The sequence below is a fragment of the Polynucleobacter sp. AM-25C3 genome, assembly GCF_018882335.1.
GTDB lineage: Bacteria > Pseudomonadota > Gammaproteobacteria > Burkholderiales > Burkholderiaceae > Polynucleobacter.
On record NZ_JACVOS010000003.1, the window covers coordinates 81,586 to 99,717 of the forward strand.

General features: G+C 43.9%; 16 protein-coding genes and 1 tRNA gene. 9 read left to right on the forward strand and 8 right to left on the reverse strand.

The window, feature by feature from the left end; all coding sequences use genetic code 11:
• Nucleotides 1-152: 152 nt before the first annotated feature.
• Nucleotides 153-1,682, forward strand: a complete 1,530-nt coding sequence (locus tag ICN12_RS02610; RefSeq protein ID WP_216270530.1) for an ATP-dependent nuclease — start codon at nt 153-155, stop codon at nt 1,680-1,682.
• Nucleotides 1,683-1,744: 62 nt separating this feature from the next.
• On the opposite strand, the gene ICN12_RS02615 is transcribed toward ICN12_RS02610, so the two are convergent.
• The 3 genes from ICN12_RS02615 to ICN12_RS02625 all read right to left on the reverse strand — a co-directional run bounded on the left by ICN12_RS02615 (nt 1,745) and on the right by ICN12_RS02625 (nt 3,505).
• Nucleotides 1,745-2,713: a helix-turn-helix transcriptional regulator gene (locus ICN12_RS02615; RefSeq protein WP_216270531.1), complete on the reverse strand. Its 969-nt coding sequence runs from the start codon at nt 2,711-2,713 to the stop codon at nt 1,745-1,747.
• Between the two features lie 225 nt (nt 2,714-2,938).
• Nucleotides 2,939-3,187, reverse strand: a complete 249-nt coding sequence (locus ICN12_RS02620; protein WP_216270532.1) for a hypothetical protein — start codon at nt 3,185-3,187, stop codon at nt 2,939-2,941.
• Nucleotides 3,188-3,190: 3 nt separating this feature from the next.
• A complete protein-coding gene (locus tag ICN12_RS02625) occupies nt 3,191-3,505 on the reverse strand; it encodes a hypothetical protein (protein ID WP_216270533.1) in 315 nt (104 codons plus the stop codon).
• Nucleotides 3,506-3,729: 224 nt separating this feature from the next.
• Here ICN12_RS02625 and ICN12_RS02630 point away from each other — a divergent pair, with 224 nt between their 5' ends.
• From ICN12_RS02630 to ICN12_RS02650, 5 genes are all read left to right on the forward strand, one after another.
• Nucleotides 3,730-4,032, forward strand: coding sequence for a hypothetical protein (locus ICN12_RS02630; protein WP_216270534.1), 303 nt, complete (start codon nt 3,730-3,732; stop codon nt 4,030-4,032).
• A 33-nt stretch (nt 4,033-4,065) separates the two neighbouring features.
• Nucleotides 4,066-5,964, forward strand: a complete 1,899-nt coding sequence (locus ICN12_RS02635) for an N-6 DNA methylase (protein WP_216270535.1) — start codon at nt 4,066-4,068, stop codon at nt 5,962-5,964.
• 166 nt (nt 5,965-6,130) lie between these two features.
• Complete coding sequence (locus tag ICN12_RS02640; protein WP_216270536.1) at nt 6,131-8,062, forward strand: HsdM family class I SAM-dependent methyltransferase; 1,932 nt, start codon at nt 6,131-6,133, stop codon at nt 8,060-8,062.
• Nucleotides 8,059-9,405 (forward strand): restriction endonuclease subunit S, encoded by a 1,347-nt coding sequence (locus ICN12_RS02645; protein ID WP_216270537.1) that lies wholly within the window; start codon nt 8,059-8,061, stop codon nt 9,403-9,405. Before ICN12_RS02640 ends, ICN12_RS02645 begins: the two co-directional genes overlap by 4 nt.
• A gap of 3 nt (nt 9,406-9,408) precedes the next feature.
• On the forward strand, nt 9,409-12,636 hold the full coding sequence (locus ICN12_RS02650) for a type I restriction enzyme subunit R domain-containing protein (protein WP_216270538.1): 3,228 nt from the start codon (nt 9,409-9,411) through the stop codon (nt 12,634-12,636).
• Between the two features lie 40 nt (nt 12,637-12,676).
• Here the strand turns inward: ICN12_RS02650 and ICN12_RS02655 are convergent, their stop codons facing one another.
• The 3 genes from ICN12_RS02655 to ICN12_RS02665 are packed head-to-tail and all read right to left on the reverse strand — an operon-like array spanning nt 12,677 to nt 15,517.
• Nucleotides 12,677-13,735 carry an HD domain-containing protein gene (locus ICN12_RS02655; RefSeq protein WP_216270539.1) on the reverse strand — a complete coding sequence of 353 codons (1,059 nt, stop codon included), beginning with the start codon at nt 13,733-13,735 and terminating at the stop codon, nt 12,677-12,679.
• On the reverse strand, nt 13,732-15,291 hold the full coding sequence (locus ICN12_RS02660; protein WP_216270540.1) for an Arm DNA-binding domain-containing protein: 1,560 nt from the start codon (nt 15,289-15,291) through the stop codon (nt 13,732-13,734). The genes ICN12_RS02655 and ICN12_RS02660 overlap by 4 nt, the downstream gene beginning before the upstream one ends.
• Entirely contained in the window at nt 15,284-15,517 is a 234-nt protein-coding gene (locus tag ICN12_RS02665; RefSeq protein ID WP_071538486.1) for a hypothetical protein, read from the reverse strand. The genes ICN12_RS02660 and ICN12_RS02665 overlap by 8 nt, the downstream gene beginning before the upstream one ends.
• Nucleotides 15,518-15,673: 156 nt before the next feature.
• On the opposite strand from ICN12_RS02665, the gene ICN12_RS02670 reads away from it, so the two are divergent.
• A complete protein-coding gene (locus ICN12_RS02670) occupies nt 15,674-15,907 on the forward strand; it encodes a helix-turn-helix domain-containing protein (RefSeq protein WP_255537659.1) in 234 nt (77 codons plus the stop codon).
• 139 nt (nt 15,908-16,046) lie between these two features.
• On the opposite strand, the gene ICN12_RS02675 is transcribed toward ICN12_RS02670, so the two are convergent.
• Nucleotides 16,047-16,122 (reverse strand) — tRNA-Arg (locus ICN12_RS02675).
• Nucleotides 16,123-16,228: 106 nt separating this feature from the next.
• On the opposite strand from ICN12_RS02675, the gene ICN12_RS02680 reads away from it, so the two are divergent.
• Nucleotides 16,229-16,453, forward strand: a complete 225-nt coding sequence (locus ICN12_RS02680) for a hypothetical protein (RefSeq protein ID WP_255537660.1) — start codon at nt 16,229-16,231, stop codon at nt 16,451-16,453.
• A gap of 44 nt (nt 16,454-16,497) precedes the next feature.
• Here ICN12_RS02680 and rsmI read toward each other — a convergent pair whose 3' ends face one another.
• Nucleotides 16,498-17,400 (reverse strand): 16S rRNA (cytidine(1402)-2'-O)-methyltransferase, encoded by a 903-nt coding sequence (rsmI, locus tag ICN12_RS02685; protein WP_216270541.1) that lies wholly within the window; start codon nt 17,398-17,400, stop codon nt 16,498-16,500.
• A 107-nt stretch (nt 17,401-17,507) separates the two neighbouring features.
• Here rsmI and ICN12_RS02690 point away from each other — a divergent pair, with 107 nt between their 5' ends.
• Nucleotides 17,508-18,110, forward strand: coding sequence for a phosphoheptose isomerase (locus ICN12_RS02690; RefSeq protein WP_216270542.1), 603 nt, complete (start codon nt 17,508-17,510; stop codon nt 18,108-18,110).
• Nucleotides 18,111-18,132 lie beyond the last annotated feature (22 nt).

The window sequence follows — 18,132 nt, forward strand, 5'->3', positions numbered from 1 at the left end:
GCCTCCTGTGATAGAGGCTCGATGCGACACACTTTCAGCGCGCATTAGCTACTGCGACTCCAGTCTTATCAAAGATTAGAATGAAACAACAATTTCTCACAAACTGATTACTATGATAAAGATTGCAATTCACCATGTTTCGAGAGTAGTTAATGAACCCCAATAGCGCCTATGATTGCGTCTTTAAAGATGTTAATTTAAGTGACCCAAGGAAATACCCTCGGTTTATTCATGCGGCAAAATTTGAAAATTTTAGACATATTCCTCAGCTTGAGTTGGAGTTTAAATTTCCGATTACAGTAATTTCAGGATCTAATAAGGCAGGCAAAACAACCGCACTGCTTTCCATTGCATGTAGTCATTTGGACTTCAAAAAAAGAAACTACACAAACGGCAAGCTTGAGCGCCAAACCTGGAGCAATGTTCTCAAGTTTACAAATCATGATATTCAAACCGGCGACTGGACCTACCAGCTTCAGATTAAGTCCGGAGAGAAGGTTGAGTGGAAGCATGGTCAGCGAAAGATGGGCACCAAGAAATGGAGTGGTCTTGGGAAAAAGGAATCACAGATCAAGGGTGTTAATGTTGTCTATCTGGATCTAGATAGAATCTTGCCTGCTAGGCATCATTCCCCTGCCCTTCATAGGAAGGCAAAAGCTGCCGTAGGGGCGGCTGTTGGCAACAATGAGGCGCAGAAATCAATAGAGCACTACCTATCATTCGTGCTTGAAGAAGGTTACTCTTTGAGTAAGTTAGCAGATCATCATGGTAGAGATTTATTTGGATTTTCTGTCTCTAGTAGCTATTCAAGTTACAACTCAGCCTCTGGCGAAGATGTGCTTTCTAGAATTTTGATAGATTGCGTTGAAGCTCCAAAAAACTCTCTCATTCTTATAGATGAGCTTGAGTTGGGCTTGCATCCAAAAGTCCAGCGACGCCTTATGAGTGTGCTGTTTGATATTTCGTCTAGCGGGAACAAGCAGTTCATTATTACCTCACATAGCTCAACAGTTTTATCCTCTGTCCCAGATGGGGCGAGGGTATTTATTGAGTCTAAGGGCGGTTCAAGCACAGCAATATGCCCAATTAGCATAAATGCGGCTCTCTCGAAGATGGATTCTGAGAGCTATCCTTTGCTTGATATCTTTTGCGAGGACGAAACTGCAAAAAGGATATTGCAGAAAGCGCTACGAGTGCTAGAGTTGCAGAAAGTCCCCGGTATTAGCTCCAACCTCATTAATGTTATTGAATCAGGGGCGGCAGAAAAAACATATCAAAATTTTCAGGTGAGGGAGAGAATATTTGATCAAGTGAGGGTTAAAAGTGGGCATGCTTGTGTTCTAGATGGTGATATGCGAAATAAAGAGAACAAGGATCATGGGCTGCTCTACCCCCCTCAAGACGGGCTATATTTTTTGTATGGAGATAGTCCGCCCGAGAAATTTTTATGTGACTTATATGAGAGGGCTCATGGTGATCAGGGCTTTAGATACCATATTGACCAATCAAATGTTCACAGTCTTTTTGGCAAGATGGTTGAAGTTTATGGAATTGAAGATAAAAGAGCTGCTTTTGAGGCCTGCTGGGAAGAGTTTGCTAAATCTGATGAAGGTAAAGTTGAAATTGACGAGATTGTTAAATTCATTTTGTCCCAATGTCGGAAGTATTCCCCTGATTTGTAATTCATGCAAACTTTTGACTATCCCCATCTAAAATCTAAAGTTCAGACCCTATCGGGGTCAGTTTAATAATTCTTCAATGCTTTAGCGAGTTCGTCCTTAAGCCGTTTACGTAAGCTCGCTGGTGCCAATACTTCAACACCTGACCCATACTTCAAGATATCCATCACCAATTCTGGATCTTGGTTGTAATCAAATTCCAAGTGGTAGTTGCCTTCCTTATCAAAACTGCCTACTTGCTGCCCATGCCATGTCTCACTACTGACCCATCTGGCTTTTTCGGGTGAAAATTTGAGCTTGGCTCTTTGGCTGGCTTTGCCCGAGAAAATCCCATAGCTTTCTGCAAAGTGCTCATGCAACTGTTTTTCTGAAATCTCATCAGCCTTAGTGTTGGTGATGAGTGCTTTGCTAATTCCATCCAGAGCAAAGCTTCTTAACTCTTTGCGTAAATAGCAATAAGCATCTAAATACCAGTTATCCCTATAAAAGATGAGTCGTTGTGGAGAGATCTCTCGCTCAGTTGTCTCATTTGTTCCGCGAGCGTAGTAAGTAATTTGCAAGCGCTTGCGTTTTAGTAAGGAGCTCCCCACCTCTTCAAAGCTCTTGATAGAGCCTTTACGAGCTGACATACCAAATACTCTGAGCCGCTTGCGCAATTCTTTGGCGGGTGTATTGCCCTGCCCTAAAATTCCATCAATGATTGAGGTAAGTGGAGCAATGTGGGGTTCAATCAGTCCGCCCTTATCAAGGCCAGAAAGAAGGTGCTGCATGAGAACAAGGGCGGTAGCCTCTTTTTCAGAAAACCAAAGACCTGGTAGTTCGATCTTTTCACCAATGCTTTGCCCATCAAAACTATAGCCGCCCTTAAATCGGTCATAAATAATGGAGGCGTTCATACGACCGCGCAAGTATTCCAAGTCCCGCTTGAAAGTGGCCTTGGATATTTCTAGTTCGTTTAAGAAATCTTCAAGCGGCACACAGTGACGTGCTTGGATCATGTATTTGATGCGATGCAGTCGTTCCATGTCACCCATGATGGCTTTCTATTGGGGGTTGTATTTGAATCTTACCGTACTGGCTCATGAAATGAGCTTTTGATGGAGGTGATTAAAGTCCGCAGCCACAAACAATCTTATTGCCATAAGTGGGGATGCAACGATATGGTTCATAAAGGCTACATTTTGGATAAGCGTGGAGTAAGTTTGAGCACAATAAGAAACAGAGCCCCATTAGTAATCTTTTGACCACGCCCGCCCTCATCAAGAAAAAAGCTTCCTAAAGTAAAGCCTTCTCCAGCCGACAGGTTCTGCTGCTTGATGAGCCTCTACCATTAAGAAGTCGGGTTTTTGCGCTTGCAATGCATATTTTTTTGCTGATCTAGAGGCTGGAATGCCAGCAATGACTGCGGCATCAAGGGTGGCCTGAACAATAAAGGGTTCGAATTTAGGATTCTTCATTGCGATTTGTAAAGGCATCACAATGCTGAGGATGATGGCGCTAAAGATCATCTTTTATCGCTTGGCTGGCGTATAACCAATCCGATTGCCTGAGTTATCAAAATAATTAGTGACTCCACTAGGCGCCTTCACCTCATATCCAATCCTATTGCCAGTATTGTCATAAACCCCATTTTTGGAGTTAACGTTATAAGCGCTGTTATCCATGTTGTATGGACTATTGCGCATATTGTTCGATGAGTTTTCCATGTTGTATGGACTGTTTTGCATGTTGTAAGGGGAATTATCTAAATTCATCACTTGGGCGCTGGAATTGCGGGCAAACAATCCAATCTGGGCTATCAATAGCAGGGAAATAAGGTATTTCATGGCGATCTCCTTAAGCGGGTTTATTTCTATTTATTAAGCTTAAGGAGTGGCGGGCTCATATAGTGAGCCAGAGGATATATAACCTTGGCTAATGCCCTGCAGGCCTTCTAACCAGCATTTCAGCACATATTGAAGGTTGTAAAAATACTACATATCTAGTAGTTGACAAATATTTCTTAGATGTACTAAACTGAGTACATCGCTGAAAAGAAGGTTTTATCCCAATGATCTCAAATGCCAATTACGACTCTATGTCCCGCCGGAAGATTGAACTTAGTCGCCACGCTTACAAGCGTGCACAACAACGTGCAATCCCTCAGGAGTGTGTTCCGCTGATTCTTGCCTATGGTGAGCGCACTCATGACGGTCAAGGTGGAATTCGATACTTACTAACTGAAAAGGCAATGGCTAGTCTGGGCCGTGCCATCGGGCATAGCCAACGGCTTGAGACGCTTGCCGGATGCTATGCGGTAGTGAGTGCTGAAGATGAAGAAACCATCATCACCGTCGGCCACAGGTATAACTGAGCCTACGGGCTTTAATCAAAAGGTATTAACAGAATGATTTCTAATAACGAAAACCGTGCAGTTCTAGCATTACAAGAGCTTATGAACGTTGCGCGACTAAGTCGCAATCAGGGGGATGCATGGTTGTATGCGCTCACCTGGCTGGCGGCCTGCCGCCTAACCCCCCTGGATATCAATGGCGGAGCCTCCGGAATCAACGGCCTACTTTTACGCAAGACATGGGATCACCATCTATATAGTCCGATCCCTGATGAGGCAAAAGAGTTGGTTTGGGGTCTGCAGGCAGATTCGCCGAGTGAGTTGACTGCGCGCACACAGGCCTTAAGTATTGTTACTGGGCTGATTGAACAAGGCGATAGTCAGGATTGGAATGTAATCGATGCGCCCTGGCAGCTTGCAGGATCCTTGCGTACAGACTTTTTTGGTGAGCTTGTGCTGGCCCCCGAACTTTGTGAATTGTTATTTGCTGGTATTAACGCTCAATCAGGAGATAGCGTATGGATTCCGTTTGATTTAAGCGGGCAGCTGGTAGTCAGAGCAGTAAGAAAGGGGCTGAAGGTAATTGCTGCAGGGCCCCTTGGTCGTTCGCAGTTACATTTAAAGCTACTACTGGCCATTGAAAAAGTAGGCATGTCAAATGAAGCATCGGTGGTTTTTGACGTCCCCCGATCCGGAGCGAGTCGAGATTTACATTGTGACTTCTCAATTGCTACACCCCCAATTAATATGAGAATTCAGCCTGGGACCGGTTGGCGTCAATGGGAGGGTATCAATTTAGAGCAAGTTAGCGGGGATGGACTGTACTCACGACAAGGACACTTCGCGCAAGTTCAGCTGGATCGCAGTGATAGCTGGGCTGTAGCAGCATTTTGGCCGAGGATTTCAAAGCGTGCAGTTTTCTTGGTATCTCCTAACGTCCTTTTTGCAAAGGGACAAGAGCAACGATTGCGAGAAAACCTTTTGCTAAATGAGGGGGCATTATCTGCGGTAACCATGTTGCCAACTCGACAAATGAGTGTGACTAGCATGGCCTCAGCCCTTCTAATATTGGATCGGAAAAACTTCAAGAGAGAGGTTCGCTTTACTGATGCAGCCGAGCTCACGATTGAGTCTAAGTCAACCATGAGATTCTCCCGAATCCTTGATTTACCAGAGGTTGTATCGCTCATGATGGGCGAAAAAGAAGATCTCAAAATATCAATTACGGTAGAAGTCGAAGAAATTGCAAAGCAAGATTTCAATCTTGTACCTGCCCGATATCTTAGACAGTCTCTTACTGGGCCGCGACGCTCACTTGGGGAGTTGGTTCAGGTTATTCGTGCGCCAGTTGCTTCAAAGGATCCAGCGGCCTTAAGCGTTCAAGAGGCTGGCTTCCCGGAGTTAGATGGGTGGCGTGAGGTGTCAGGACCATTCTCAAAAACCACATCGATTAATGGAAGAAAACTAGAGGATTCGATGTTGATGCAAGGAGATATCTTGCTTTCAATAAAAGGCACCCTTGGTAAATCAGCACTTATTGGGCGTGTTCCAGCTGTCGATCCTTCAGCGCGGCATGCCGTAATGAAGCTACATGGCGATTCCATTTCTACTGATGCTGTGCAATCTCCGGTAGTGCCTTCACAGAGTTGTATTGCTTTGCGCGTAGTGAATAAGGATATTAGCCCAATCTATTTACTCATGTACCTGCGCTCGAATGATTTTAAGGGTCAGCTAGAGTCTCTTAGAGTGGGGGCAGTTGTAGCCCACGTCACTCCAGCAACGTTGATGCAAGAAATTAAGGTGCCAATTCCCAAGGCTTCAGAGTTAGGCGGGTATCAGAAAAAATATGATGAGCTCTGCGGTCTAGAGGCATCTATCGAGATTGCAGATCGGCGGATGTCTGATATCAGAAGTGAACTATGGCCAACACATGCAGATGTTGGCGCCAATTAACGGTTAACAATTAAATAAAAATAATCATATGAATATTCTTCAATACGAATCAAAAATTTGGGCTACGGCCGACTTACTTCGCGGCTCAGGCATTAAAGAATCCGAATGGCCTTCATTTATGATGCCATTTTTTGCGCTCACCATGATTGAAAGTCGACTTGCTCGCATGTTTGATGAGTTAAAGGCTGAAATTGGGGAAGCTGCATTCAAAAAAATTCATAAAGATGACTTGTATAACCTTATCAAGGACAAGGGTCAGGGTTACAACATTTTTATCTTTGAAAAGAATCAGTCACTTGTTGATATCTGCAAAAATGATAAGTCCTTTGAAATTGATTTTGATGCATATCTAAAGGGTTTTGATGGTGAGACCAAAGACTTATTGGGCGTTGATGCAGGTGAGGGCGAAAAGTTTCTTGATATCAAAGGCGTAATCACTAAGCTGAAGGCAAAAAAAGTTTTACTCGGATACACCAAGCTATGGGCCGAGATTGACCTAAAGCCTTTTAACAATTCCGAGATCACCACCCTTGAGGAGCATATCAAGCGTAAATGGGCGGATATCTCGGCGGAGACCGCTGGTGAGCAATATACCCCTGATGACGTTATTGCATTGATTGCGGAAATCATCGCATCCAAGATTGAAGAATCCGACACTTTACTTAAGATCTACGATTGCACCTGTGGCGGTGGGAATATGCTCTTTGGGGTTGAAGATCGGATAAATCAGAAGTTCAAGCGACTTACGCAAACATATGGCCAGGATTGGAATGATGCTTTATATGCGCTTGCAAAGATTGAAAGTCGTTTTCGACCAGATTCAAAAATTGAACATGGGAATACTCTGGTAGATGACAAGTTTGACAATGAAGAATTTGATGTTGTCATAGCTAACCCTCCATATGGTGTGAGCTGGAAGGGTTATGAAAAAGATATCGTCAATGACAAAACTGAGCGATTCAAGTTTCTCCCATCTATATCTGATGGGCAGTTGCTCTTTATGCAGCACCTTATCTCAAAGCTCGATAGTGTTGGCATGGGGGTTGTGGTTCATAACGGCTCCACCCTTTTCAGTGGTGATGCTGGGTCGGCTGAGAGTAACATTCGTAAATGGATGTTAGATAGCGACATTGTTGAGGCGGTGATTCAACTTCCAACGGATGAATTTTTCAATACAGGCATTTATACCTATCTTTGGATCCTCAATAAAAATAAAAAGAGTGTACAAAAAAATAAAGTGATGCTTATTGATGGAAGCGAAAAATTCACTCAATTAAAGAAAAGCAAGGGCTCAAAGCGAAAGGAGATTGATGATGAGAGTCGACTCGCTATTGTGACAACCTTGGCAGAGTATCGGGACAACGACTATGCCCGTGTGTTTGATAAAGAAGCCTTCTATTTCAATAAACAGGCGATTATGCTCACGAATGTTGATGTGCAAGGCCACACGTTTGAAGACCATTTGCCAAGGAAAGAAGACAGATTTGGGGAGATGCGACGCAGTAATTCTGAAGTGCTATCGCCAATACTAATTACCCAAAATGAAATTGAGTTAACAGAATTCATGATCAAGGATTTTGATAGACATCAATATCCATCATTAGAAAAATACTATATAGAGGTAATCAAGCCACTAGTAGCGCAACTAGATTACAAAGAGCAGCCACTAGTCATTAAAACGGCTGAAGCTAAATACTTCTACGATCCAAGTCAAGAAACCTTAATTAAGGAAAGTAATGGCACTACAGAAGCTCTTGGAGGTGGGAAGATTTCAGTTTCGGCTAACTTTAAAAAGGCAACCAAAAAATTACCTGAGCGCATTGAGATTGGCGCAGAGTTAAGCCCTGATTACCAAAAAGATTACGAAATCATCCCATTCTATAAAGACGCTGCAGAAAATCAAAATGCAATTGATTTATTTATGACCCGCTACATTAGTAAGCCGTTCACATATTTAGAAAACATAGTTGGAGTAGAGCTGAACTTCAATAAAGTTTTTTATAGGCCACAAAAGACCTTACCCGTAGATAGGGTTGTTGCGGAAATTAGCCTAATTGATAAAGAGCTAAAGGCACTAGAAGATGGGCTTGTGTTATGAGTGTATTAATGACTCAGCATCATGCTGTTTATGAAGATAGTGGGATAGAGTGGCTGGGTGCAAAGCCCGCTCACTGGGCTTTGGCTAGGATTAAAGAGGTTGCGTATATAAATGCCAAAACCTTGCCTGACAATACTGCGCCAGATTATGAATTTGATTATGTTGATATTGGTAGTGTTACATACGGGGTTTCGGGATATACGTCTGAAAAAATGAGCTTTAGAGATGCGCCGTCTCGTGCAAAACGTATTGTTAGAAATGGCGACACAATCGTTTCTACTGTGCGGACATATTTAAAGGCAGTAACTCAGATTGGAGTTGCTGACAATTTAATTGTTTCGACTGGATTTGCAGTCTTATCACCTCATAAATTAGTGGACGGTTCATTTTTTTCAAAATGGCTGATGTCAGATGTATTTATAAGTCAAGTCAGTGCTATATCAAAAGGAGTTAGCTATCCCGCTACAAATGCAACGGAGATTGGCAATCTATTTATTTTTCTTCCCCCCATCTCTGAGCAGGCGGGAATCGCAGCATATCTTGATGCCAAAACCAAACAGATTGACAGAAAAATAGACTTGCTTACGAAAAAGGCAGAAAAGTACGGCGCACTAAAAAAATCATTAATTACCGAAACTGTTATGCGAGGCTTGGATAAAACAGTGCCCCTTAAAGAAAGCGGTATTGAATGGTTTGGTCAGGTGCCTGCTCATTGGAAATTTAAAAGGCTTAAAGAATTAGCCAGTATTCAGAATAGTAATGTCGATAAAAAATCAGACGAGAATGAAATTAGCGTTCGCCTATGTAATTATGTGGATGTTTATAAAAATGAGTTTATTGATAGTCGGCTTGCCAAGAGTTTCATGTGGGCAACTGCAGATGTTGCGGAGGTGCTTAAATTTGGAATTAAAAAAAATGATGTATTAATTACCAAGGATTCTGAAACGGCGGACGATATTGCAGTTCCTGCTCTAGTAACCGAGACCCTCGATGGGGTTTTGTGCGGGTATCATTTGGCGCAAATTAAAACCAACACGAAGCTGCTGCTTGGAGCCTACCTGTTTCGCCTATTTCAATCTGAGAGTTATGGCCATCGGTTTGAGATAAGCGCAAAGGGCATTACGCGGGTAGGGCTTGGCCAGTCAGCAATAGCTGATGCAATGACTCCTATACCATCATTGGAAGAGCAGATGTCTATAGCGGCATACCTAAATGAAAGAACAAAAATAATCGACGACATTGTTCAAAAAATTAATGGGCAGATTAAAAATCTAAACGATCTACGTAAATCATTGATTAACGATGTGGTCACCGGCAAAATTAAAGTTGTGAGCGAGGGATAGAGCATGAACGAACTTCACCTACAAGATAGATTTTTGATCCCCTTCTTTCGAGATGGCTTGGGTTATAAGGAAGTTAAGGCTAACACCATTAGTCAAGAGCTCATTATTGATGAAGACTTACAGGAATTTATCGAAAGCAGTTCGCTTAACCGAAAGCCGTATGAGGCCCTCCTCAAAAAATACCGAGGAGACAAAAAGAAGCTTCTTCAGGATCTGAAGATTTTAATTGCTGAACGCGTTGCCAGCAGTAGGAATATGGCGCTCTTTATTAATGTCAATAAATCTATCACCCTTGAGGGCATAAAACTTCATTTGTATTACACAAGCGACAGTGTTATTCATGACAACGCACTATTTGATGAAAATATCTTCTCTGTAGTGCAGGAGTTGCCATACAAACTTAATTATCAGGGCGCACAAATCTTTGCATTTCGCCCAGATATCGTGACCTTTGTTAACGGCATCTATCTTGGTTATAGCGAGCTGAAAAGTAATTACACTAGTCAAACAGCCAGCAAAAACGGCCGCGGCAAAGTAATTAAAGATTATTTTGAGGCGGTGAAGGTTTATCACCAATACATTGATAGCAATGAAATGTTGAGTGATAAGGAAAAGCAGGTCTATAGAAAAGATTTTCTTAAGATCTTTGAGAATGCAATCCATATCACTACAACCGATATTGGCGAAACCTTTGTCATAAGAACCATTGCCGATTACTTTGATGAGATCTTGGCAACTTGTCGTGAAGGCAAGTTTGATCGGGAAGAGATCGAGAAAAAAGCTTATGGCGTTTTCAAGCTCTATCCCTTGCTTAAGCCTGAAGCCGATAAAAAAGATAAGCTCAAGGAATTATTCTCCGCCTTGTATGGCAAATTCATGATCGAAAAAGAGATCTTGTATTACAACTTTATCGAGCGCGATGTACATGTCAACAATGGCATTAAAGAAGTAAAAGATCAGCCTGGGCACCTTATTTCACCGCGACCTAAGCAGAAATTCGGTACTGACAAAATCATGGCCAAGATTGATGAGTTTTTGGCTCACGAGCAAGAGCCGGACTATTTTGAAAAATTACTAGAAAAGCAATTGGCGGGCGTCTCTGAAGCCAAAAAGAAAGAATTGCTCGAAAGGCGTAAAGCCTATTCCAATAATAAGAATGTGTATTCATTGCTCATGCAATATGCCGCTGGCTTTGGAAAGTCCAACATTATTGGTTGGTCTGCGCTTCAGCTAAAAGATCTGCGACGCCCTGATAGCCATGGCAAGATGCAATATGTCTACGACAAGATCATGATTGTTGTCGATCGTTTGCAGTTGCGTAGCCAGATTGATTCCCTCATGTTAAACATGAATATCGATAAGCGCATGGTAATTGAGGCAACAAATAAAAAGACCTTCCAAGAGGCTTTGGCATCAGAGACTCGGTTGGTGATTGTGAACTTGCAGAAGTTTGGGTCGGTGCGCGAGATGTTGGATGCAGAAGTGCTTAGAAAATTGGCGGGCATGAGAATTGTCTTCTTAATCGATGAGATTCATCGCTCTAATAGCGGTGATCAGCACGAAGAGATGGTGAGCATATTTGACGAGCTACAAAGTCCCTTTGATGGGGCTGGATACGCTGATCAGGCCACCAAAAAGAATCTGATCATTGGTTTTACTGCCACCCCGGATGACCATACCCTTGCACGCTTTGGTGAATTTAGTGGTTATGCGGAAAGCGAAAAATTGTGGCGTCCTTTTGATAGCTATACGATGAAAGAAGCGATTGAGGATGGGTTCATCCTGAATCCGTTAAAAAATATTGTGCCTGTCGCATCAAAAATGCTATTTGACTTGCCATCAAATCCACTTAAAGGCTTTACTGAGAAAGAATATAAGGACGCTCAGAAACAGCAGATTTATGAAAACCGCGATCGCATTGATGCCATTGCTAAATATGTAGCAGATCTTTTGGTTAAAGATGTCTTCCGCCAGATTCGGGGTACCGGCAAGGCTATGCTCGCAGTTCATTCCATCAAGGCGGCAATTGCATATCAAGGCGCTATCACCAAATACTTTAACGCCTTAGTAAAAGAGCCTAAATATGAAAAGTATGCGGAAGCACCCATCCACGTAGTCTATTCAAGCAACCAGGATGAACAAAGTGCTACAGGATTAAACAATGGCCTTTCAGAAGAAAAGGTGCTGGAAAGTTTTGCACTAAAGAAAAATGGCCTAATGATCGTTGTGGCCAAGCTTCAAACTGGATTTGATGAAAAAAGGCTTCACACCCTATTTCTGGATAAAGAAATCAAGGGCATAAGCGCCATCCAGACTATTTCAAGGGTGAACAGAACTACCAAATACAAAAATGACTGCAAGATCGTTGATTTTTCCTATAACAACGTCAACGTACAGAATATTAAAGATGCCTTTGAGCATTTTTCTGATGTAGTAGTCAGTGACTTTGATCCATTCGGCGACAAGAAGGTTCTGGATATGCTGCTGACCGAGCTAAAAAAATCTGACACCTATGATAAGTTTTTCAATGTCTTTATGGGCATTTATAGGGACCCAATAAAACGCGATAATCCAGAAAATTATTTGGATTTTGAAAGCAGTCTTAAAAAATATATTGACGCCAATCCTCAGCGAACGGCAGATGCCAAAGCAAAGGCGTCCCAATATTTCACTATTCTTAATCGCATCGAGTATGTAATTGAGATGGATGCTAAATATAGTGAGCCAAGCTTCTTATTCTTTTGGCGGAAGTTCAATACCCTTTACAACATGATGCACCGAAGTGAAGATGTAAAAGATCCAATCGAAGTCTATTTTGATAATCAAATTGGCATGGTTGAGGTGGTTGCTGATGAGCCAAAGAAGAAGGTAAAAAAACCCTCGAATGTTGCTGAGGGCACACCGCCAGGTCAAGGGGGGCAGTTCGATATCTTGGCTATTATTGCTGCTCGTAATGAGCAGGAGGCAAAGACCGGGGAATTGATTAATGCCTTCGAGGCCAAGATTGTTGATTTTTTCAAGTACGTGCGCGAATCAAGCGAGGGCGAGAGATTAGTAGTCAAAATAAATTCCCACGTTTCTGAGGATGAAGTTTATGACGACTTTGCAAAGATCTATCGTCGATATAGGGCCTTATATCGCCAGACTGTCGGGGACTACTTCTTTAAGGAAACCGAAGACCTAATTGATAAGCTATGCGATGACTTTGAGGGCACCGTCCGGAATGGCTAGCAAACATAGGGGCAATTTGAAGATTCTCAGATGAGGTTATTCATTCTTCGTATCTAAAATTCATCCCTTTTCCATTTTTGGACTCAGGCGCAATCCCAAACGAGCACCCAGAGCGATGAGCTGCCGCATAAACATTGGCCGCTGCCGAGGCAGCATCTGCTTGCTGAACGATTAAGTGCTCCAGCATCTGCGGTTTTCTCGTATCTGATGAAGTTAGATTGGGGTGAGGCTCTAATAAGTGCCGCAAATGATCAAAGGTCTTTTCTGGATAGAGCGGCACATGTCTGGCTTGGGCCTTAATCACCAGATGCAATCCGTTGAGCTTGTGGCCATGTAAATAGGCAGAGGGCGTTAACTTAAATTCGCGGTCACCAGTCTTGCAGGGTTGATATTCATCCGCTTTGCCAATGTCATGCAACCATCCATAGATTAGGGCAAGCTGTAAATTGGCGGTTTGGTATCTGGCGATATTGTCTGAAATGAAGTTCACCACCTCTAAGGTGTGCTCCAAATTGCCATTGAGATAGCTGTGATGGTGACCTACTGAGCTTGGCCCAGTGCAAAAGCGCTTAAAAAAGTCCCCTTCAAAGCAAATGGCGTTGAGTAAATGCTGGTTTTTATCGTCCAGTTGCTCCCACGCCTCTATTGCTCTGGTCAGAATGTCTTTATTGATAAACCAATCAGGAGGGGCAGTTTCAAAAAGGTTGTAGCTCATATCGGGGCGATCTAGGCGGCACAGCCGAATGATTTGCAGGTGACCATCAATCGAGATGGGCTTAATTCCCTTATAAGCAATGGTGACTAAACCATTGCAGGTGAGCTGGTCGTATCTTTGTTTGGCAAACCACTCGACCGCAATATTCACCCCTTGGGCATAAAGCACTGCTTGGTGACGATATTCATTGGTGGCGCTGTTGGGCGCGATGGTGATTTTGACGATACGCATGACCCTTGGCAAAAGTGAGGCATCCGTATACGTAATCTGATTTTGGAGATCCTGAACATCATAGGTTTGTAGGGGGGTTGGTATCGGCGATGGCAAAACATCATCCGGCCGATGGGGGTTTTTGGGTTGTTCGGGCAGTCTTGGCAGTTTCATAAAAGGTCTCCCACTGGGTGATCTGAAGGTGGGATTGGGTCGGCTTTAGGGGGCACAGAAAGACCAGAATGTTTGGCAATTTCTAACCAAGGATTGGCGATGAGTGCGGCATCGGCACTTGGATTGATTCGAGTATTGGGCAGTGCAACAGGAGGCTTTGGGGTTTCGGGCTCAGGTAATTCTGGCGCTTGTTCAATTTCTTTAGTTACTCGACTCTGAGTTTTCGGTAAATGATTCACTCCTATGTTGTTGGGATTTATACCTGAGTGTGCACTTACTTCATTGAGTGATTGGGGGTCAATAATGGGGTGCGGCTGGTCTTGCATCTGCGCTGCCATGAGTCGTTCAAAGGCGCTTCCATCCTGACGGGTCAAGTTTGGAATGAATCTTGAGTACACCCGAAAGAGCATCTCGGTAGTGGTGTGCCCCATCTGGCGAGCAATCCATTCAGGTGCCTCGCCAGAGGCCAACATGAGGGTGGCATAGGTATGGCGAGTTTGATATGGCACTCGCTTTTTCAGACCCAATAATCGCAGCAGCGGATACCAAACTCGCTTGGAAATGTTGCGATGAGAAATCGGTGTTCCCGCGCTGGTTGCAAAAACATAGACGCCCTGCCCGGTCACTTTGTGTTGCGCCAAGAGTGCATCAAAGACCATCTGAGACATTTGGATGTCACGTTCAGATTCTCCCGTTTTGGGAGTTTCCTCATAGTCATTCACAATCGTCTCTTTAATGGAAATCGTGCGACGCTCAAAATCGACGTATTGCCATTTGAGGCCATCGATCTCACTTGTCCGGGTTCCCGTAAAGAAGCGCACTATGTAGTAATTCTTAAAGTCCGCCCGGACGGTGCGAATAATGTCTTGGACTTCTTGCATGGTGAATGGCTGAACATCGGTCTTACCCACTCTTAAAGGTTTGATATTGATAAAGGCCGGGGCAAATTCATAGCGGTCGGCAGCCTCTGTCAATATCATCCGCAATGGGGTCATGATGTGGTTAATGCGGGAGGCTGAAAGGCTCTCTTTGTTCTTAATTCCGGGCAACTTCGCTAAAGATGAGCGAAAAGCGAGGATTTCACCCTTTTTGATCTCATTTACCGTCCTTTGGCCAAACTGAGGAATCAGGGAGTTATCTAGGACACCGCGGGTAGTCGTTCTATGCGAACGCTTCCACCCTACTTCCATCTCTGAATACCACTGATTGGCAAAGTCGGCAAATAAAGGACCGTTAGCCTGAACTTGCGCAGGGAGGGCTGAAATGGGGGCTGGTTGAGTCTTAAAATATGGGTCGATCCTTACTGGCATTGGTTCTGGAGGTGATCCGTTTTCCAGCAATTCAATAGCCAGCAACTGTTTGCTGCTTGGAAAGTAGTCTCTATAGGAAAAGGTATGGCTTTTAATCTTGCCTAGGATTTCATCTAAGACCTTTTGCATCTTTTTGCGATTGGGCTTGGAGTCCTCTAATAGAGACTGCTCGCGGCACCGTACCTTGAGGTATTGAAAGTCAAAGTACAGCAACCCCGTTTCTTTTCTTACGCGGATATTAGGCATAAAGGGCATCTCCTTGAGTCATCGGAATTGCCGAGATTGCAGCCATGGCTTTAAACATGTCTTGCTCCACGTTTTCCCAGATATAGAGAATCTTGCGACCCCCAAATGGGCGGAAATAGTGACGACCCTCTAATAAGACAGAATCCTTGAGTTGATCCCGAATCGTGCGGGGGTCATATTTGATGCGAGCCGATAGCTCTTCGGTTGTTAGGTAGGTATTGTTCATGGCGGTAAAACTCCTTTAAAATCATTACAATCAAATGATCATTTTGTAGTCATGAAGACTAAAAGTGATCTTCTGTAGATCATTATATACATATTATGATCTATTGCAAGTATTTTTGTAGTATTTAAGCTACATAATGACCTTTAGGAGATTATTTTGCGCATTTATCTGGCTCGGATGCTTGGAGAGCACAAGAAGAAGATCTCGGATGTGGTGAGGGATACTGGTGTGAACCGGGGCACGCTGACGCGCATGTATTACGAGAAGGTGGAGCGTATTGAGCTAGAGGTGCTCGATATCTTGTGTGAGTACTTTGGTTGCAAGATCACTGATTTGCTAGAACCCCAAAAGCCAGGAACTAAAAATGACACAGAGGCTGAGCTAGGCTAGTACTCAGCGGGGATTCTGTGCCAAATTATCTGTCACAGAGTTGGGCACAGATTTGTCACACAGACAAAAGAAAAGGTATATAAAAAGCGGCTGCACCCTAGCAACTTCAATAGAATCAAGACTTAAGAGTGTGACATTGTGGTGCGCCCGGCAGGAATCGAACCTGCGACCCTTGGCTTCGGAGGCCAATACTCTATCCACTGAGCTACGGGCGCCAGCAGGAAAATCGGTAACTTAGCTATTGTAAGTGCCTATATCCCCCCAGTCTCGTTATAATCACGGCAAAGTAACCTCTAAAACCCGTCAAACGATAAAAGTCCTATGAGCGAAGCGCACGGCAGCCTAATTAAGTCCCCCAAGCAACTGATCATCATGGTGTTTCTCAGCTTTTTTGTGCCCCTGATCATCATTTTGTTATTAATGGTATTTGTAAACAATGGCAAACGCACAGATGCCGAAGCATCTGCTGAGCAGCTGATTAAGCCGGTGGCTCAACTAAATGTTCAAGAAGCTCCTGCACCAAGCGACGCGCAAGCAGCTAAGTAATTATTTGGCGCAATTTTAAAGCTGGCTATATGCCAGCTTTTCTATTACTCCTCGTTTTGACCTTTTGCATCCAGCGCTACTTGGTAGGCCTCTTTTTTACTGAGTCCAAGAGTTTGTGCGAGCACGGCAGCAATCTCTTTACTGCCTAGGTATGGGCTTAAGGCATTGGCCCACAGTAAAAGTGATGAATGCTCTGGTGCCTCATCTGCACTAGCTTGGCGACCTGCTACCAAGATAATAAATTCACCTTTGAGGCTCTCTGCGTTCTCAAGCCACTCCGGAATATCTGCGGCAGCGAGCGTAACCAGCTGCTCGAATTTTTTAGTAAGCTCCCTACCTACCAGGACTTGTCGCTCGGGCTCTAGTTCTTTGCTAAGCGTTGTGAGCGTCTCCCTTATTTGATGCGGGGATTCAAAAAAGATGCTCGTTTTTGAATTACTTCGAATATCTTGAGTCAGTGCGCTACGCTCTTTAGCCTTGTTTGGCCAAAAGCCTAGAAATTGAAAGCGCCCCTCTGAGGGCAGCATGACTGAGCCGCTAGCAGAAATAGCAGATGACACTGCGCTAGCGCCAGGAATAGGAATAATCCGAAAGCCCGCCTTTTGAACAGCATTAACCAGTCGCGCCCCTGGATCAGAAACACCTGGAGTACCTGCATCGGAGATATAGGCCCAGCGCTCATTTTGGGAAAGGTGCTGAATCACGGTTTGTGCGCCAGCAATTTCATTGTGCTCATGCAGGGCTAGGCATTTCTTATGAATTCCAAAATGCTGGAGCAGGGGCGCACTATGTCTTGTATCTTCACAGGCGATACCATCTACGGAATTGAGGATATGCAGCGCGCGCAAAGTGATATCCCCCAGATTGCCGATTGGTGTGGCAACCATATATAGCGCCCCAGCCGGCAAATCCTGTTGTTTTAAAAAGTCGAACGTACTTAATTCCATGGGGAAGTCTTTTGCAGCAGAAGTATGAATAAGTAAGAGGATACGACCCTTTTGAGTAATTCGGTCCCCGGAGCATATTTCTCTATGCTTTGGCGCATAATATTGCGATGGATAAAGATACCCTCGAACGTTTGCGCGCTCGCGCATCCCAACATTTTTTAGACAGCATTGCTGTAAAGCAAGAGGCTGAAAAAATGCTTCCTGAGCAAGTTGCTCGCGGCATAGTTGCAATGACAGACTGCCTGCGCGCCGGCGGAAAAGTGATGGCTTGCGGTAATGGTGGATCTGCTGCAGATGCGCAACATTTTGCCGCCGAACTTATTGGCCGATTTGAAAGAGAGCGTCAAGAGTTAGCGGCGATTGCTTTGACAACGGATACATCAATCTTGACAGCAGTAGGCAACGACTACAGTTATGACGAGATCTTTAGCAAGCAAGTGCGCGGCCTTGGAAAAAAAGGCGATATCCTGATTGGCATCTCCACTTCGGGAAATTCAAAAAACGTAGTGAAGGCAATTGAGGCTGCAAAAAAGATGGGCATTAAAATTATTGCCCTTACTGGTAACGGTGGTGGAAAGATTGCAAGCCTCTTAGATGTGGATGACATTCACCTGTGTGCACCCTCCACCCGCACTGCTCGAATTCAAGAAACACATTTAGTTTTGCTCCACGCCCTATGTGATGGTGTGGATCATTTGCTACTCGATTAATCCATTCCCCAATTAGAAAGTT

Excerpts from the sequence above, each read along its gene's own strand:
- ICN12_RS02640 (WP_216270536.1), top strand. The coding sequence starts at position 6,131 with ATGTTTGATGAGTTAAAGGCTGAAATTGGGGAAGCTGCATTCAAAAAA.
- ICN12_RS02635 (WP_216270535.1), top strand. The coding sequence starts at position 4,066 with ATGATTTCTAATAACGAAAACCGTGCAGTTCTAGCATTACAAGAGCTT.
- ICN12_RS02610 (WP_216270530.1), top strand. The coding sequence starts at position 153 with ATGAACCCCAATAGCGCCTATGATTGCGTCTTTAAAGATGTTAATTTA.
- ICN12_RS02655 (WP_216270539.1), bottom strand. The coding sequence starts at position 13,735 with ATGAAACTGCCAAGACTGCCCGAACAACCCAAAAACCCCCATCGGCCG.
- ICN12_RS02615 (WP_216270531.1), bottom strand. The coding sequence starts at position 2,713 with ATGGGTGACATGGAACGACTGCATCGCATCAAATACATGATCCAAGCA.
- ICN12_RS02620 (WP_216270532.1), bottom strand. The coding sequence starts at position 3,187 with ATGATCTTTAGCGCCATCATCCTCAGCATTGTGATGCCTTTACAAATC.
- ICN12_RS02665 (WP_071538486.1), bottom strand. The coding sequence starts at position 15,517 with ATGAACAATACCTACCTAACAACCGAAGAGCTATCGGCTCGCATCAAA.
- ICN12_RS02625 (WP_216270533.1), bottom strand. The coding sequence starts at position 3,505 with ATGAAATACCTTATTTCCCTGCTATTGATAGCCCAGATTGGATTGTTT.
- ICN12_RS02645 (WP_216270537.1), top strand. The coding sequence starts at position 8,059 with ATGAGTGTATTAATGACTCAGCATCATGCTGTTTATGAAGATAGTGGG.
- ICN12_RS02680 (WP_255537660.1), top strand. The coding sequence starts at position 16,229 with ATGAGCGAAGCGCACGGCAGCCTAATTAAGTCCCCCAAGCAACTGATC.
- rsmI (WP_216270541.1), bottom strand. The coding sequence starts at position 17,400 with ATGGAATTAAGTACGTTCGACTTTTTAAAACAACAGGATTTGCCGGCT.
- ICN12_RS02660 (WP_216270540.1), bottom strand. The coding sequence starts at position 15,291 with ATGCCTAATATCCGCGTAAGAAAAGAAACGGGGTTGCTGTACTTTGAC.
- ICN12_RS02630 (WP_216270534.1), top strand. The coding sequence starts at position 3,730 with ATGATCTCAAATGCCAATTACGACTCTATGTCCCGCCGGAAGATTGAA.
- ICN12_RS02690 (WP_216270542.1), top strand. The coding sequence starts at position 17,508 with ATGGATAAAGATACCCTCGAACGTTTGCGCGCTCGCGCATCCCAACAT.
- ICN12_RS02650 (WP_216270538.1), top strand. The coding sequence starts at position 9,409 with ATGAACGAACTTCACCTACAAGATAGATTTTTGATCCCCTTCTTTCGA.